We start from the raw sequence: 17,020 nt of genomic DNA on the forward strand, positions 1-17,020 counted from the left end.
ATTCTGTATGCGGTGTGATCAGACGATTTGGATTAGAAGTTGCCCAGCATCTTGGTGACGTCCAGAGCCGCATCCAGCTGCTCCTCAGTCACTTCGCCGCGCTCCACATAACCCAGAGCCACAACTGCCTCACGGACAGTCACCTTGTGAGCCACCGAGTACTTAGCGATCTTCGCAGCAGCCTCGTAACCAATCAGCTTGTTCAGCGGGGTCACGGTCGACGGCGAAGCCTCAGCCAGGAAGCGGCAACGGTCAACGTTAGCGGTCAGACCGTCAATCATCTTCTCAGCCGAAACGCGAGAAACATTAGCGAGCAGGCGGATCGACTGCAGCAGGTTAGCAGCCATCACCGGGATACCCACGTTCAGCTCAAACGCGCCGTTAGTGGAAGACAGAGCAATGGTTGCGTCGTTACCGATGACCTGAGCGGCAACCATGATGGTAGCCTCACAAATCACGGGGTTGACCTTACCGGGCATGATCGAGGAGCCGGGCTGCAGATCGGGGATGTGCAGCTCGCCCAGACCGGTGTTCGGGCCCGAACCCATCCAGCGGATGTCGTTGCTGATCTTCATCAGGCCGTACGCCAGGGTGCGCAGCTGACCGGAAACCTCAATCAGGCCGTCACGGTTAGCCTGAGCCTCGAAGTGGTTACGAGCCTCGGTCAGGGGCAGGCCGGTCTCCTCAGCGAGCAGCTCAATCACGCGAGCGGAGAAGCCGTCGGGGGTGTTGATGCCGGTACCCACAGCGGTACCGCCCAGGGGAACCTCAGCCACGCGAGGCAGGGAAGCGTTCACACGCTCAATACCGTAACGCACAGTTGCGGCGTAGCCGGAGAACTCCTGGCCCAGGGTGATGGGGGTTGCATCCATCAGGTGGGTACGACCGGACTTCACAACGTCCTTGAACTCAGCAGACTTGCGCTCCAGGGACTCAGCGAGCACCTCGAGAGCGGGAATCAGGTCCTTCACCAGAGCCTCGGTCACAGCAACGTGCACGGAGGTGGGGAAGACGTCGTTGGAGGACTGGGAAGCGTTCACGTGGTCATTGGGGTGAACCTCAATGCCCTTGGACTCCAGGGAACGGGTTGCCAGGGTTGCCAGAACCTCGTTCGCGTTCATGTTCGAGGAGGTACCGGAACCGGTCTGGAAGACGTCAATGGGGAAGTGGGCGTCGTACTTACCGGTTGCTACCAGATCCGCTGCATCGCGGATAGCCTGGGCGCGCTCAGCGTCGAGCACCTTGAGTTCCTCATTGGCGGTCGCGGCTGCCTTCTTCACGAGGGCAAGCGCACGAATATGGGCGGATTCGAGGGTCTGACCCGAAATCGGGAAGTTCTCGACTGCGCGCTGGGTCTGTGCACGGTAAAGTGCATCAGCCGGAACGCGAACTTCGCCCATGGTGTCATGTTCAATGCGGTATTCAATGTTTTCAGCCATACCTCTAGCATAGGCGTTCAAAGTGGCTTACGTCGCCTCGAAAAGGTGTCAAAAGAGGAAAAACGCTCATAAATTTTGAGGCGTGAGAAGGCACGTAAAAACCCCGCCCCGGTAGATGTGCGAACACGCTACCGTGGCGGGGGTATCCCATAGAAAAATCTGTTGTTAAGTGCGAGCATGTGGGTTCTCGCGCTAAGGCTCGTAATGAGCGGAGAAGAGGAAACCTAGTCCAGGTTCTCGGCAACCACAACGCGCGGGGGAGTCTTCACGACCACCGGAAGCGTCTGAGTCGGCGGGTTCTGCGCGTCGTTCTTCTCCTCCGGCAGGGTCAGATCCTGCGAACTGAACACCAGCTCCGCCTTACCCTCCTTCAGATGGTAGAAGACACCAATCACGGCGACCTTACCCTCAACCACCGCATCCGAAATGATGTGGGACTGCTCAATAATGCGGATGGCGGTCTGGCGGGTGTGCTCACGCACCATGTCGTTAACGACCGGGTTCTCCGGCAGCTTCGGGGACATCACCGAAGGCAGGATGTGCTGCACCAGGTTACGGATGAAGCCGTGCGGCATCTCACCGGACTCCAAGGACTTGCTGGCCGCAGTCACAGCACCGCAGGAGTCGTGACCGAGAACCATCACAATGGGGGTCTCAAACTCATCAACCGCGTACTCCAACGAACCGAGCGCGGCATTCTCCAGGACGTGGCCGGCGGTACGCACCACGAACGCGTCGCCCAGGCCCAGATCAAAAATAATCTCTGCCGCGAGGCGAGAGTCACCGCAACCGAAAATCGAGGCGAACGGGAACTGACCCGATGCCAGGTCGGTACGGCGAATCGTGTCCTGGTTGGGATGCTCGTTGCTGCCCTCAACAAAACGGCGGTTACCGTCCTTCAGACGCTTCCATGCTTCTGCGGGAGTCGGTTGGATGCCAGCCATGTGATGCTCCTTAGCGGACAAGTACAGATAACGCATGCCGTCGGAGGCAGCGAATCTGCGAACGGGTATGTGGGGCTTCAGGCGCTCGCGCTGAAGCTGAGTTTCTCGCCGGGAGCCTCCCGGAGAAAGAACCTACCTCAAATATGCCTTAAATATGCGAAAAATAGCTAGTTTGGCGCGCCTTCACAACACCCAAAATCAGTGCCTCAGAGCGTATGAAGCGCCGAAGAGAGACGCAGCCCTCACAGATTTGCCGCATCTGCTCACCTTAAAGTCAACACGCACGCAAACTCGTTCAGAACAAGAAAAACGAAGCGCCCGCGCGCTATCCTGAAAGGAGCACTACTGCGTCGGCGACTTCGTGCTGGAAAGAACCAGCCAGCCGACGGTGTATTCAGAAATCTCGAAGGTGAGTCTATGACTACGAACAACAACCACGGCGATCGCAACCTCGCAATGGAACTGGTCCGCGCGACTGAAGCAGCAGCAATTGCTGCAGGCCCCTGGGTCGGCGCAGGCGAAAAGAACCTCGCAGATGGTGCAGCCGTAGACGCAATGCGTTACCGCCTCTCCACCGTCAGCTTCAACGGCACCGTCGTCATCGGTGAAGGCGAGAAGGACAAGGCTCCCATGCTGTACAACGGCGAAAACGTCGGCGACGGCTCCGGTCCCTCCCTCGACGTGGCGGTTGACCCCATCGACGGTACCCGCCTGACCGCACTCGGCATGGACAACGCCCTCTCCGTGATTGCTGTGGCAGACGGTGGCACCATGTTCGACCCCTCCGCAGTGTTCTACATGGAGAAGCTGGTCACCGGCCCCGAAGCTGCAGAATTCGTCGACCTGCGCCTGCCCGTCAAGCAGAACCTGCACCTGGTTGCTAAGGCAAAGGGCAAGAAAGTCAGCGAGCTAACCGTTTGCGTGCTGGACCGCCCCCGCCACGCCAAGCTGATTCAGGAAATCCGCGAGGCAGGTGCTCGTACCCGCATCATCCTCGACGGTGACGTTGCAGGTGCTATCGCAGCCTGCCGTGAGAACACTGGTGTGGACCTGATGCTCGGCACCGGCGGCACTCCCGAAGGCGTTGTCGCAGCCTGCGCTATCAAGGCAACCGGTGGCGTCATCCAGGGCCGCCTGGCACCGACCGATGACGCAGAGCGCGAAAAGGCACTGGAAGCCGGCCACGATTTGGACCGTGTGCTGACCACCAACGACCTGGTCACCAGCGATAACTGCTTCTTCGCCGCAACCGGTATCACCGACGGCAAGTTGCTGCGCGGCGTTCGCTACGGCAAGAACACCGTGACCACCCAGTCGCTGGTCATGCGTTCCTCCTCCGGTACCGTCCGTACCGTCGAGGCTGAGCACCGCCTCTCCCGCCTGCGCGAAATCCTCGCACAGACCAACAGCCCCGAAGATCAGTAATCTTCGCCCCCGCAAGGGCTGAGGAGCCGCGCTAAGACTCCTCGAACATTGCACATACATACGCGCAGGAGCCGCCCCCACCGAAGAACTCGGTGGGGGCGGCTCCCTCATGTATTTAGCTTTTAGTTCTCAGAGTGCTCCCGGTAAGGGCGCGTCTGAACCCGTTAGCGAGAGCGGAAAGACTGAACCTTCGCCTTCGCCTTCGCCACAGCATCACGAACAGCCGGACGAGCCTTGTACGCCAGCGTGTAGGCGCGGTAGCCCAGCGAGGTTACCGGAACATCCCAGGTGCCCGGGTACTCCACCGACTCGCCGCCGAAGGACTTCTTGAACTTGGTGAAACCAGCCCACTCGTGGTCCGGCTGATCCTCCGGCGCAATACCGAAGAGGTCAACGTACTTCAGACCCTTACGCTTAGCGTCCAGGATAAAGTTCGTCACCACCACAACACCTGCACTAAGGTTGCGGTGCTCGAAGGAAGCCGCAGCGTGCGCGTAGGTGCGGGTGTCATCCGAATCGTACACAAACGCCGCCGCAATCGGGGTGCTCTTACCGTTCTCATCGGTCAGCTTCGCAATGTACAGGGACGCCGCACCGGCGGGCATCAGCACGCGAGCAACCTGCATCAGGTACTCATCCTGCTGACGGTTAAAACCGTTACGGTCCGCGGTTTCCTCGAGGAAGCCGAAGAGAATCGTCATATCCGAGGGATTGGTCGAAACCTCAACGGTCACGCCCTTTTTGTGGAGATTACGATGACGATTACGGTAACTGGGGATCATTCCCTTGAGGATTTCGTCCTCAGAGCCCGAAAGATCAATAATCTGAGTGTGCGAAGGCTGCACCTGGCGAGGAGCCAGAACCGCGCCGCGACGAGCCAAGAAAGCAGCCGCATCCTGATCGCCCCAAATAGCGGATTCAGTGGGTTCAATGCGCACAAACAGGCAACGAAGCTTCGCAGCCTCTTCCTTCAATGACGCGAGAGCCTCATCAAAAGCCACAGCGCTGGAGGCGACCGGTCCGTACGGGCTGTACAGGTAGCGGCCGGTAGCGCCGCCCTCAACGGTTGCAAGGTACGACCAGCCGTTACCGCTCTTACGGATTACGGTGTGACCATTAGATTCCTGAAAACGTGCCCAAATATCGGACTGAAGAATATTGCTCATACTTCTAGTGTATCCGAGCTTAGGGAACGTAAGCCTGGGGCTCCGACGACGCTTCGGGAGCAGAAGCGGGGCGGGGGGCGGAGGAGCTCTCCTCCGCCTCGCGCTCGGCCGCTGCCTTAGCCTTCGCCTCGGCAACTCGGGTGCGCAGAGCGGCTCCCTTGTCCATCGCGGTCTGGCGCAGATCCTGAGAGAACTGACGCAAATCAGCGTGAACCTGCTGAGCAAACGCATCGGTACCCGAACCCAGAATACGCAGAGCCAGCAGACCCGCATTGCGAGCACCGTTAATGGAGACGGTAGCTACCGGAACACCGGCGGGCATCTGAACAATCGACAGCAGCGAGTCCATGCCCTCGAGGTTCTTCAGACGCACCGGAACACCAATCACAGGCAGAGCGGTGACGGAAGCGAGCATACCGGGCAGGTGAGCGGCGCCGCCGGCGCCAGCAATAATCACGCGAATACCGCGGCTGTGAGCCTTCTTGCCGTACTCAATCATGTCCTCGGGCATGCGGTGTGCAGAAACAACATCAGCCTCGTAAGGGATGCCGAACTCGTCCAGAACCTCGGCTGCGGCCTCCATGACCGACCAGTCCGAATCCGAACCCATCACAATGCCAACAATGGGCTGGGAAGAATTATAGGGAGACTGAGACATAATCCTCATATCCTTTCAGGATGCGGTGGCGAACCACCATCAATAGGGTGCGTCGGATACGCAGGATACTCTCACCCCACGCACCGGCTAAAAATAGGGCTACAGGGGGCGGCCGTCACGCAAAATGGAGGCGGCATTCGCGGCGCTATGGCGCAACGCCTCAAGCTCAGCCACCGTGCCAGAAATATTCACGTGACCAATCTTGCGGCCCGGACGAGTCTCCTTGCCGTAGAAGTGAATCTTTGCGCGCGGTTCAGCCGAAAGCGCCAGCGGATAGACGCCAAAGATATCTTCGTTCTCACCGCCCAGGTAGTTCTTCATCACGGCAACACCATCCAACACGGAGGTATCACCCAGCGGAAGGTCAAGTACCGCACGCAGGTGCTGCTCGAACTGGCTGGTCACCGAGCCGTCCTGAGTCCAGTGGCCAGTATTGTGCGGGCGCATCGCCAGCTCGTTGATGTAGAAGCCGGCGGGGGAGCCGGGAACCTCGAAAAGCTCAGCCGCCATTACACCGGTCACGCCCAGCTCGGAGGCAATGGTCACAGCAGCGGCTGCGGCAGCCTCAGCGATCTCGGGGTCCAGGTTCTGCGCGGGGGCAATAACCTCGTCGCAGATAGAGTTCACCTGGATGGTCTCAACGACCGGCCAGGGGCGCACCTCGCCGCTCTCACGGCGAGCCACTAGAGCGGAGAGCTCACGGGTGAAGGGCACTTTCTCCTCGGCAAGCAGGGCGGAGAAATCAGCGCGGGAAGGCAACTGCTCGAACCACGCAGTACTGCGCTCGCGAGCCTCCTCGGGGGAATCCAGAACGAGTACGCCCTTGCCGTCGTAGCCGCCGCGCGGGGTCTTCAACACCACGGGCCAGCCAATCTCATCACCAAAGGCGAGCAGCTCGTCCAGGGTAGAAACCTGAGCCCAACGCGGGTTCGGCAGACCCAGGCGCTCAACGGCCTGGCGCATCAGGAGCTTGTCCTGGGCGTACTGGAGAGCTTCGGGACGGGGCTGAACATTCACTCCCTCCGCCATGAGGGTGCGCAGAAATTCAGTGGGCACGTGCTCATGATCGAAAGTGATGACATCCTTGCCGCGAGCAAATTCGCGGAGGGTGTCCAGATCTTTGTAGTCCCCGACGGGAGCGGTACGTACCGCTGCCACGGCGCCAACGGTGGGCGCCTCCGCGAGAATCTGCAGGTTCAGGCCAAGGTTAGTTGCTGCGGGAGCCATCATGCGGGCCAGCTGGCCGCCGCCGATGACACCAATTACGGGTCCAGTCACAGGGTAAGTCACATCACCTAAGTGTACCGGGTTCGGAGTGCTTATGGGAGCAAGACCACATGAAGGTCGCAGAATGGGTTCAACTGGGCTTCAGAGCCCAATATTTGGGCGTGAATACCGGAAGAAATCGTAAAAACCTGCCTTCTGCGCGGTCAGGCAGAGACGAAACTATCAGCGCATGATGAAAAGAGTCACCCGGTAGCTGAGAGGTCTATGGAAAAACTCCCAAAGGGACAAACAACGTACCGGGACTGTACTAACATATAAGAGCTTGTAAAAGAGACCGAAGCGCCACGCAGTGACAACGTAACCAACGCTCACCGTCGCAGCATCGGCACCTTTTTCTCCGATAAAACCCCGCTAGATAGGCCCCGCATGAGCGCACAGACGAAACCGACCATTACCGAACGCCTGAAATCCCTCTGGGACAGCTACGGTATTGAGGTTCTCAAATTCGGTACCGTGGGCGGCGCCGCCTTCATCGTCAACTCTGTGACGGTGTGGGTGCTGATGATGACCATCATGTCGGAGTCCCACACCAAGGCGAAGGTTGTAGCGAGTGTTGTCGCAACCATCTTCTCTTGGCTCATGAACCGCCTGTGGACCTTCCGCGACTCCCGCTCCGAAAACTGGAAGCGTGAAGCGGTCGAATTCGGACTGGTCAACCTGCTCGGTATTCTCGTCGAAGCAGGCTGTGTGGCATTCAGTACCTACGTGCTGAACCTGCGCACCCCCGAGGCATCCTTCATCTCCGGTACGATTATCGGTACCATTCTGGGCACCATTCTTCGCTACTTCCTCTACCGCTTCTGGGTGTACGGTTCGCACCGCCAGAAGGTTGAAGAGGGCGAAGGCACCGACCACGAGGAGCTCGGCCGCATGTTTGATGAAGCCGCCGCCATTCTTGATGGCGAAGAACCTGCAGCACGTAAGGCAACCTCTGAAGCAACTGCACCTGAGGCACAGTCGAAGCCGGGCTCGCAGAACTCCTAAGCTCCTCGGGTTGAGCTCCTCTGACCGTAGAAGCAGCTTAGTTAGAACGTGGTATAACGATTCATCCCCCGACACGAACGGTGTCGGGGGATGAATCGTTTAAAGACCTATATGTTTGTTCGCGCTCCGTGTGATTGGTAGCCTTCCACGCGATTTTTCAGGCAACAGGAGAGGGGCGCTATGCGCGGGAAATCTCCACCGCACGCTCGGCAACCATCAAAGACGCCAGCTGCCCATTCTGCCAGTTGACGCTCGGGTCAGCCACAAACACCGCATGCCCCGAAGCCAAAATAGCTAGCACCTCCAGCAGAGCGCTCAGGGTCGCCTCCGAAGCATCAAAACCGTAGTCGGGGCTCAACTCCAGTGCGAGCGCCCGCTGCCCCGAAGGTAGCGTGTACCCCGCCGTGCGATAGGTCTGTGCCTGCGCAAGAACCTGCTCGTAGGCTTCCGCATAGCTGAAACCCTCAATAATTTCTGCCGAATCATCGGGAAGTAGACCCGAGTACTGGTCGCCAAAGCTGCGCACCAGAGCGCAGTAATCGAGTACCTCCTCGGTGTGCGGAGCCAGTGCCTGCAGATCGCCGGTGTAGGAAAGAGCCAGCGGCGCACGGTCAACCGCCAGAAGGTACGCGGGGTCATTCGTGTAGCCCGCCTCCTGCTCGGTGCAGACCACGGCAACCAGCGGCTCGTCCTGATCGAGGATCGCGCCCACGCGCAGAGCCGCCAGACCCAGAACAATAGTGCGCCAGTGCAGGGGAGCCTGCAGATCAAAACCTTCATCGGGCGCCAGTTCGCATTCTTCAACCAACAGGTTTGCGCTCTTGTCTACCCAGTTCATGAGGACCCTGCCGGAGAGCTCAATACGCTCGCCTGCCGCCGAATACCAGATGAGGGCGGGAGTTTGTTGAGTGCTGAGTTTCTCGAAGAAACGGTTCAGAGTCGTGGGCGCGGACGCGCCGGTGGGGGAGAGAGTAACCATGGGTTTCACTCTACCTCACGGTTCAGAAGGAGCGGAGGCGCAGGGACAATTCCGGGAGCGGAGAGGAGGGGAGGGCCGATTGCCGGGCTAGAAAAGTACAGAAGTAAAGTAAAAACTTCTGATGGTGCTTGAAAAAACCTAATGATGAAAAACCTTTGCACTAACTAAGGTCCTATTTTGAAATAGGGCATGCAGATAAATTGGGAATATAAATGTTTCGCAATAAGCCTGGAAAAATATGCAGAACATGGATGTCAAAAAGATAAACTTTTCTTTTCGAATTTCCTGAAAATTTCTGGGAGTGGGGTTTGGGAGATTCCTGCAGGGGGTTGCACCGCCGACTTCCCTTATATTTGCGGTCAAGATGCGGAATTTGCATTCGGCGGCAAGTGGTCCTGAAAGGGGAAATTTGAGGCTGGCTCAAGATGTGACCAGGGGCAAGTGAAGGGGTGAAAAATATATAAAGGTCAAATTCACATTAAATATGACGCCTGTAACACATACATCTAAACATTGATTAAGTCTAGTTTGACGAAACGGCGTGTCGCACGTCTAATAGATATATAAGCGTGTTTGCTCTGGAAGGGACCGTAGAGGCCACAGCAAACCATGCCACACCATACACACGAAGATTCCGTCCACGACGGATCCGCAGACTCATTAAGCTCACAATGAGAACACGGAAGGAAAACCCATGGGCTCCTACATTGCATCCGACCGCTCTGTCGCGGCCGCGCGCGCATCAGGCGCTCAGCACCGTAGCATGAATCCCACTCAATCTCTCGAAAAAGCCACCGACGCCTTTCCCGCAGACGCAGAACGAAACATGCCTGCCTGCACCGACGTATGGACCGCAGCGGCAGGACTCTACGGAACCGAAGGCGAAGACGGAGAACTCGCCTGGCAAGCTGAAGCACTCTGCGCCCAGACCGACCCTGAAGCCTTCTTCCCCGAGAAGGGCGGCTCCACCCGAGACGCCAAAAGGGTATGCGGTGTATGCCCCGTGCGCGAAGAATGTCTACAATATGCAATGGACAATGACGAGCGCTTCGGAATCTGGGGCGGGCTGTCAGAACGTGAACGCCGCCGACTGCGCAAGCAGGCGAGCTAAGCCAGGAAGGTACCATCTACATGCAGACCGCACGACTGTGCTCCCGCCAAACCTGCCAGCGAGAGGCGACTGTTACTCTCCACTACTCCTACGCAGATTCCACGGCACTCATTGACGCGCTCTCTGAATTTCGCGAACCCCACGCCTATGACCTCTGCGACGACCACGCCGCACGACTGACGGCACCTCAGGGTTGGCGAGTGGTCTACAAGGTACCCGTTCAGGACACCACCGAATCCTAGAATTCAAAACTAAGAATTAAACACCCGAATGCAAAGAACCTTCCGCGAATTCATGCGGAAGGTTCTTTGCGTATGAGAAACTGGCAGATAGTACAGACACCCGCAACTCACTCAAACACCGATCACTCGAAAAGAACGCGAGATCAATGAGCAAAGAAACACACCGAGGAATGTGGGGCGCACTGCGCCCGGCCATCCGCCGAAATAGCGCCGAAGAACTCCTCAAAGCTCGTCGAGCAGAGACCGTGACCAGCGAACCGGCACCGCACACCGGCGCATTTGGCCGCATCGCAGCAGACGTACCCACCGTCGCCGAAGAACCCGACCTGCCTACCGGCTCTGTACCCGTCGTCCCCGCACGCAGCAAACTCCGTGAACAGGGCGTCGGTACCCGTGTGCGCACCCGCACCAACGTCTCCACCGGCTTCGTGCCCCTCGTGCGCGACTCGCAGAGCACCCCCAAAAACCCGACGCTCAGCGACCTCAACCGCGAAACCATGCAGAGGGCCGCCGAAGCAGAAGCCGCTGCAGTCGCAGAAGCCGAAAATGCGGCCGAAGCGGAAACCGTCGCTACCGCGGAGGCGGCAAGCGCCTCCACCGCCGGACGCAAGTACCGCACCGAAACCACCCGCACCGGTCACACCCACGCGGTCGCAGACCCCAACGCGCCGCTGTCCTCCCTGGCGGCCTCGCCCGAAGCCGCAGAACGCGCCGCGGCACGCGAAGACGCTGTGGAAGACACCCCGCGTTTCCTCAAGCTCCGTGCAACCCTCATCGCGCTCACCGTACCGCTGACCGTACTCATGATCGCGATTCGCGCTGTAGCTTCCGCGCCCTTCCTCTGGCTCGAATATCACCGCCCCGGATTCCCCGAAGACAGCTACGGCTACTACCTCGTCGAGAGGATGCGCCTGGGCTCCTACGGCGTGGACTACATCAACAACTTCGCGCCGCGAGAATACCTCGCCCGCGTTACCACCGGTGCCGATAATACCCTCGCCTTCACCGAAGCAGAAGTGAACCACATGCACGACGTGAAGTGGGTACTGCTCATCGCCACTGTAGCCGTTGCCGCGCTCTTCTTGGTGACCCTCTTTAGCAGCATTTCCCTGCGTGAGCGCGCCCCCGGAACCATCCGCCGCAGCCTCTTCACCGGCGCGTGGATTACCCTGGGACTCATCGCGGTGCTCGGCGTTGTGGGCTTCTTCGGCTGGGAATGGCTGTTCACCACCTTCCACCAGGTGTTCTTCCCGCAGGGCAACTGGGAGTTCTCCGTACGAAGCTCCCTCATCCGCCTTTACCCGCCGCAATTCTGGATCGATGCAGCAATCGCCGTAGCGGTCCTCGTGGCAGTGCAGATTACCCTCCTGCTCGTGACCACCTGGCCCACCAAATACCGCAAGCTCAAGGCAGAACGCCGCCGCCAGGAACGCCAGGACCTGCGCGTCAAGCTCGCCTCCGCACGCGTCAGCGACAACTAACACACGCGTCGGCGACAACTAAAAATCATCAGCCACTTCACCGCGCAAGCCAGCGCGGAAAGGGCACAACAAAGGGGGCTGGGCTCTACCACACGGTAGAACCCAGCCCCCTTTGCTATACCTAAGCTCGCATCGCTCGAACCTAAAAACCGAGCCTAAAACTCAAGCCTAAATCCAGGACTTAAACCACATATGCGAATACCACTGCTCATACGGAATCACCTGAGCAGTCCACAGCGGCATAAAGTACGCGCTCAACACCAGCACACCCACCAGGTAAATCGCCACCAGCGTCACGCCCAAACGAGCACGCAACACCGAACCACGAGCACCCGACAGCGCCAGACCCAAAACACCCGCCAACAGCAGGATCAGGAACGGCTCAAAGGACAGGGCGTAGAAGTAGAACATCGTGCGAGTCGGGTACATAAACCACGGGAAATAGCCCGCACCGAACACAACCAGCAGCGCGCCAAAACGCCAATCCCGCTTCAGCAGCAGAACCAGAAGCGCCACAATAATCGCCGGAATAAAAGCCCACCAAATCGCCGGGTTACCGATATTCAAAATAGCCTCGGAACAGGACTTCACGGTACAACCCGAAGAACCCAGCTTCGGCGACTCATAGTAGTACGAGGTCGGGCGACCCAAAACCAGCCACTGCCACGCCTGCGAAGAATACGTATGCGGGCTGCTCAAACCAGAATGGAACTTAAACGCCGAGACATGGTACTCCCACAGGGAACGCAAATCCTCAGGAAGCCACATGACACCCTTGCCCGGGTTCTCAACCGCCCAGCGGCGGAAATACGCATTCGACGACTGGAACCAGCCCGCCCAGGTGCTCAGATATACCAGCAGACCCACACCAATCATCTGGAAGAACGCGGGGATGCCGTCACGCACCAGCGCCGTCAAACCCCACTTGTTCAGACCCACAATACGGCGAGCATTAATATCCCAGAACACCGTCAGCAGACCCATAGCCGCAATGAAGAACAACGAATTCCACTTCACGCCCACCGCGGCACCGGCACACACACCGGCCGCGAAACGCCACAGGCGCAGACCCATGCTTGGGCCCCACGGCATCGGCGGAAGCACACCGCTATTCTGGCGTGCCGCCTCCGCAATATTGCGCGCCAACACGCGCCGCGCCTGAATACGGTCAAGCACCAGACACACAAAAGTCGCCAAAATCCAGAACATCTGGAAAATATCCAGCAGAGCCAGGCGAGACTCCACCAGCATCAGGCCATCCACCGCAGCCAGCAGAGCCGCAATAGTCGCCACCGTCATCGAACGGAACAGCAGCCAGCCAGCATAGGCAATCAACGCCACCGACAGGGTGCCAATCACCGCAGCAGAAACACGCCAACCAAAGGGATTATTATCACCAAAAATTGCCATGCCCGCGGCAATCATCCACTTACCCAACGGCGGATGCACCACATACTCCGGCGAATCCGTCAACAGACCCGACGGGTGACCCGCCGCAAAGGAAGCATTAGCGTCCTTCGACCAGCTCAACTCATAGCCATAATGCACATACGAGTAGGCGTCCTTGGCGTAGTACGTCTCATCAAAAACAATGGCATTCGGATGCGCCAAATTATAAAAACGCAGAATGCCGGCAACCAGCACAATCAATGCGGGCGCCAACCAACCCCAACGCGGGGCACGAATATAGGCAACAGCGAGCGCATCCAGCAGAGAATCGAGGCCGTAACGACCGCGTTCAGACGAAGAACGGGCCGAATCAGCCTGACCAGCTGGAGCGGCAGATGCGGGAGAAAGTAGCTTAGGTATCTTCACCCCATCAATCCTAAAGGGTCAGAACGCACGATGCACCATTTCAGCCCGTGAACAGCATATATGACGCGCTCGGAGCCCCACCCGCACTAGCTACTTCTATCGGCGGGCTCACCCGGTAAGCCCACCCGGCACCGGATTGAGCGCGGGCGTTACACTTAGTGGGTACACGAAGACCAGACACAGACATGAGGCCTGCCATGACCGCACCCGCAGAATACACCGAAGAAACCGCCGCCCCCTCAGAAACCACAGCCCCCTCAGAAACGGTCAAGGCACTCGAGATTGACACCGCTGATACCGCTGACACCGCCGTCACCTCCGAAGAAGGCGGCGTGCTCATCCTCGGCGGCACCCCCATCGGCAACCTTGCCGATGCCTCCGACCGACTGCGCTCAGCCCTCGCCACCGCAGACCTCATCGCCGTCGAAGACACCCGCAAACTACGAACCCTCGCCTCCGGGCTTGGTGTGCGCACCCGCGGCCGCATTATCGTCAACCACGACCACAATGAAGCCGAACGCAGCGAAACCATCGTGCAAGCGGTACAGGACGGTCAGCGCGTGCTACTGCTCTCGGATGCGGGCATGCCCACCATCTCCGACCCCGGCTACGTTGCCGCCGCAGCCGTTGCGGAAGCCGACCTGCCCGTCACGGTGGTGCCCGGCCCCTCCGCTGCGTTGACCGCGCTCGCGCTCTCAGGTCTGCCCACCGGACGATTCACTTTCGAAGGCTTCCTCGCCCGCAAGGGCTCCGAGCGCACCCGCCGTCTTGCATCGTTGGCGGGGGAGGAGCGCACCATGATTTTCTACGAATCCCCGCACCGCACTGCCGCAACCCTGGCGGACTTTGTGCAAACCTTCGGCGCCGACCGCCGTGGAACTGTCAGCCGTGAGCTAACCAAGCTCCACGAAGAGGTTCGACGCGGTACCCTGGCAGAGCTTGCCGAATGGGCTGAGTCTGAGCGCGTCCGCGGCGAAATCGTCATTATTGTCGAGGGTGCACAAGCCCCCGAAACCCCCGAAGCACAGGACGTAGTGCAACTGGTCCTCGACCGTGTAGCGGGCGGCGAGCGCCTCAAGAGCGCCTGCGCCGCGGTTGCCGCTGAGACCGGCACCTCCAAGCGCGACCTGTATGAGGCGGCACTGGCTGCCCGCTCCGAATAGCCCAGAATCACCGCGCAATTTTACCCCCTAAGTTTTACCCCGCTGTTTTATCCCGAGGATTTATCAATGTGTCAGAGCTATCCCGGTCCTGAAATCACCCAGGAGTACCTGAACTCCCTCGCCGCCCTGGCGAACTACACCCTGCCCACCCCCGCGGCACTCCAGGCAACCGCCCTGCCTAACGGCTGGACGCCTGTCCCCGGTGAAGTCCCCGCACCCTATAAGGCGGAACTCTACACCGGCATCAGCGACGCCGAAGGGGGAGAAGGCACCCGCCGTCGCTCCACCACCGGCGAGAACGGCCGCAGCCGCAATCTGGTCTTCCCGCCCGCCCCCGAACCGCTGCCGTACCCCATCGTGGATAACCACACCCACATGGACCTGCTCGACGGCGAAGTAGAAATCAGCGCCCGCGATGCACTCGACGCCGGCGAAAAGCTCGGCATCGCCGCCATTGTGCAGGTCGGATATGATATCCCCTCCTCCCTGTACGCGGTCGCCGCCGCGCAGGCTGATGAGCGTGTCCTCGCCGCCATTGCGATTCACCCCAATACCGCCCCCGAGCTGGCTACAGCCGGTCAGCTGGAGGCGGCGCTAGCCACCCTCGACGAGCTCGCCACCGCCGACCGTGTACGCGCTATTGGTGAGACCGGCCTGGACTATTTCCGCACCGGCGAGGAGGGTAAGGAAGCACAGCACTACAGCTTCCGCGAGCATATTCGCATTGCGAAGAAGCACAACCTGGCGTTGCAGATTCATGACCGTGACGCGCACGAGGATGTTGTGCGCATCCTGGATGAAGAGGGCGCACCGGAACGTACCGTGTTCCACTGCTACTCGGGCGGCCCGGAGCTTGCCGAAATCTGCAATGAGCGCGGCTGGTACATGAGCTTTGCCGGCACGGTGACTTTCAAGAACTCGAAGGGTATTCAGGAGTCGTTGGAGATGGCTCGTCCGGAGCTGATTCTGGCTGAGACCGATGCGCCGTTCTTGACTCCGCATCCGTTCCGCGGCCGCCCGAATGCGTCCTACATGACGAACTACACGGTGCGGTTCATGGCGGCTCACCGCGGCGAGGAGCTGGAGGCGCTCTGCCGCCGTATTCGTGAGAATTCGGAGCGCGTTTACGGTCAGTGGTAGGCACGTACAGCCTGTAGCGGATAGCTACTTGGAGTCGCCTCGCGGTGCGTGTCTGCGTGCTAGACTGTAGCGACTACAAATAACTCACTCAAACAGCTATGCCATGATCTGGCGCGTAGTACTTTAGGCATGTTTTGCGTCTAAAAGAATGCGCTTAAAAATTAGGGGTGCAAGAACTCTCACTCGGTTTTGTGCCTTGCTCCCGGTGATTGGTGCTTTAGGAGGACACTATGGCAAAAATTCTGAAATACGTTCTGGGACTGGACGGCGCTAACCGGTTTGATTCTTTCTTCTCGGTGGGGGCACCCGCTCAAGGTTTTCAGCGTTATTCTGCGGTGGATAACCGTGATAATCACGTCACTGATGCACAATTCGATAGCAAACTGTTCCTGGCTCGTTACGGTAAAGAGCCGAGGCCTGCTGAAAAGGGTTGCGCTTTGAGCCACTACCACATGTGGAAGGACTTCCTCGCTTCAGATGCCGACTGGGCTTTGCTGGCAGAAGACGATGTCCTCATTTCCCCTGACCTGCAGCCTGTAGTGGAGAGGATTATTGAAAAGTATCCTCACGTGCAGATGGTTAACCTGGGCGATATCTACGCTTCTGAAGCTGGCAAGCTCAACCCGCAGGTTGATTATCCCCGTCTTTCGTTGCTTTCTCCTTTTGTGTACGGCAAGTACCGTATGGGTAATGCCTATGGTTCAAAGCCTCTGTATGGTGCTGCCCTGTATCTTCTTTCGCGTTCTGGGGCTGAACGACTCGTGGAATGTTATGGAGAGACGGTTCCTGGCGTTGTTGCCGATGATTATTCCCTCTATCGAGAATGGGGGGTAGACGTATATTTGGTGCAACCCGGTCTATGCGGTTGGGAAGGTACTAGCCTCATTCAAACTTCTGGCGTTCGTCATTTGGAAAGCCTCAAGAGCACGCAGCATGGCACTGGTTTTCTCGATCGGTTGCGCATCGCCCTGGCGCCGAAGAAGCGTATTGCGAACGCGAAGAATATTCTGGAAGCCACCATTGATGATGTGAAGCAGCGCCTGGGACGATAACCCAGAGACGGATTGGGCTACTGTCATCACATAAAAATCTAAATATGTGGGTCTTCTGCCTGTCCAGTATCCCCTCCCTATTGTGTATATCCGGTAGGGAGGGGATTTTTGCTGTGCACCAGTACGACGCGTGC

At 58.7% G+C, this 17,020-nt stretch carries 15 protein-coding genes; 8 read left to right on the forward strand and 7 right to left on the reverse strand.

Annotated features, from left to right (window positions below; genetic code table 11):
* Positions 1-32: 32 nt before the first annotated feature.
* Together HMPREF2919_RS07850 and HMPREF2919_RS07855 are read right to left on the reverse strand one after the other, a co-directional pair.
* Positions 33-1,439: a class II fumarate hydratase gene (locus HMPREF2919_RS07850; protein ID WP_049338717.1), complete on the reverse strand. Its 1,407-nt coding sequence runs from the start codon at positions 1,437-1,439 to the stop codon at positions 33-35.
* Between the two features lie 224 nt (positions 1,440-1,663).
* On the reverse strand, positions 1,664-2,383 hold the full coding sequence (locus HMPREF2919_RS07855) for a carbonic anhydrase (RefSeq protein WP_005508935.1): 720 nt from the start codon (positions 2,381-2,383) through the stop codon (positions 1,664-1,666).
* A gap of 417 nt (positions 2,384-2,800) precedes the next feature.
* On the opposite strand from HMPREF2919_RS07855, the gene glpX reads away from it, so the two are divergent.
* Positions 2,801-3,808, forward strand: coding sequence for a class II fructose-bisphosphatase (glpX, locus tag HMPREF2919_RS07860; protein WP_070667106.1), 1,008 nt, complete (start codon positions 2,801-2,803; stop codon positions 3,806-3,808).
* A 164-nt stretch (positions 3,809-3,972) separates the two neighbouring features.
* Here glpX and HMPREF2919_RS07865 read toward each other — a convergent pair whose 3' ends face one another.
* The 3 genes from HMPREF2919_RS07865 to HMPREF2919_RS07875 all read right to left on the reverse strand — a co-directional run bounded on the left by HMPREF2919_RS07865 (position 3,973) and on the right by HMPREF2919_RS07875 (position 6,922).
* Positions 3,973-4,974, reverse strand: coding sequence for a lipid II:glycine glycyltransferase FemX (locus tag HMPREF2919_RS07865; protein ID WP_070667108.1), 1,002 nt, complete (start codon positions 4,972-4,974; stop codon positions 3,973-3,975).
* A 19-nt stretch (positions 4,975-4,993) separates the two neighbouring features.
* A complete protein-coding gene (gene purE / locus HMPREF2919_RS07870) occupies positions 4,994-5,632 on the reverse strand; it encodes a 5-(carboxyamino)imidazole ribonucleotide mutase (protein ID WP_005506874.1) in 639 nt (212 codons plus the stop codon).
* Between the two features lie 99 nt (positions 5,633-5,731).
* Complete coding sequence (locus HMPREF2919_RS07875; RefSeq protein ID WP_070667110.1) at positions 5,732-6,922, reverse strand: 5-(carboxyamino)imidazole ribonucleotide synthase; 1,191 nt, start codon at positions 6,920-6,922, stop codon at positions 5,732-5,734.
* A 363-nt stretch (positions 6,923-7,285) separates the two neighbouring features.
* Here HMPREF2919_RS07875 and HMPREF2919_RS07880 point away from each other — a divergent pair, with 363 nt between their 5' ends.
* On the forward strand, positions 7,286-7,903 hold the full coding sequence (locus HMPREF2919_RS07880) for a GtrA family protein (RefSeq protein WP_049352094.1): 618 nt from the start codon (positions 7,286-7,288) through the stop codon (positions 7,901-7,903).
* 178 nt (positions 7,904-8,081) lie between these two features.
* Here HMPREF2919_RS07880 and HMPREF2919_RS07885 read toward each other — a convergent pair whose 3' ends face one another.
* Positions 8,082-8,882 carry a TIGR03089 family protein gene (locus tag HMPREF2919_RS07885; protein ID WP_070667112.1) on the reverse strand — a complete coding sequence of 267 codons (801 nt, stop codon included), beginning with the start codon at positions 8,880-8,882 and terminating at the stop codon, positions 8,082-8,084.
* A gap of 694 nt (positions 8,883-9,576) precedes the next feature.
* Between HMPREF2919_RS07885 and HMPREF2919_RS07890 the strand changes: the two genes are divergently transcribed.
* From HMPREF2919_RS07890 to HMPREF2919_RS07900, 3 genes are all read left to right on the forward strand, one after another.
* Positions 9,577-9,993, forward strand: coding sequence for a WhiB family transcriptional regulator (locus HMPREF2919_RS07890; RefSeq protein WP_070594016.1), 417 nt, complete (start codon positions 9,577-9,579; stop codon positions 9,991-9,993).
* A gap of 20 nt (positions 9,994-10,013) precedes the next feature.
* On the forward strand, positions 10,014-10,235 hold the full coding sequence (locus tag HMPREF2919_RS07895) for a DUF3499 family protein (RefSeq protein ID WP_049346776.1): 222 nt from the start codon (positions 10,014-10,016) through the stop codon (positions 10,233-10,235).
* Between the two features lie 146 nt (positions 10,236-10,381).
* Positions 10,382-11,716, forward strand: coding sequence for a TIGR01906 family membrane protein (locus HMPREF2919_RS07900; protein ID WP_070594017.1), 1,335 nt, complete (start codon positions 10,382-10,384; stop codon positions 11,714-11,716).
* Between the two features lie 168 nt (positions 11,717-11,884).
* Here HMPREF2919_RS07900 and HMPREF2919_RS07905 read toward each other — a convergent pair whose 3' ends face one another.
* Positions 11,885-13,531, reverse strand: coding sequence for a dolichyl-phosphate-mannose--protein mannosyltransferase (locus HMPREF2919_RS07905; RefSeq protein WP_070594018.1), 1,647 nt, complete (start codon positions 13,529-13,531; stop codon positions 11,885-11,887).
* A gap of 197 nt (positions 13,532-13,728) precedes the next feature.
* Between HMPREF2919_RS07905 and rsmI the strand changes: the two genes are divergently transcribed.
* The 3 genes from rsmI to HMPREF2919_RS07920 all read left to right on the forward strand — a co-directional run bounded on the left by rsmI (position 13,729) and on the right by HMPREF2919_RS07920 (position 16,886).
* Positions 13,729-14,694, forward strand: coding sequence for a 16S rRNA (cytidine(1402)-2'-O)-methyltransferase (gene rsmI / locus HMPREF2919_RS07910; protein ID WP_049358446.1), 966 nt, complete (start codon positions 13,729-13,731; stop codon positions 14,692-14,694).
* A 66-nt stretch (positions 14,695-14,760) separates the two neighbouring features.
* Positions 14,761-15,834: a TatD family hydrolase gene (locus tag HMPREF2919_RS07915; RefSeq protein WP_049346771.1), complete on the forward strand. Its 1,074-nt coding sequence runs from the start codon at positions 14,761-14,763 to the stop codon at positions 15,832-15,834.
* Between the two features lie 230 nt (positions 15,835-16,064).
* Positions 16,065-16,886: a glycosyltransferase family 25 protein gene (locus HMPREF2919_RS07920; protein ID WP_070594019.1), complete on the forward strand. Its 822-nt coding sequence runs from the start codon at positions 16,065-16,067 to the stop codon at positions 16,884-16,886.
* Positions 16,887-17,020 lie beyond the last annotated feature (134 nt).

The sequence above is a fragment of the Rothia sp. HMSC068E02 genome (assembly GCF_001813565.1).
Taxonomy (GTDB): domain Bacteria; phylum Actinomycetota; class Actinomycetes; order Actinomycetales; family Micrococcaceae; genus Rothia.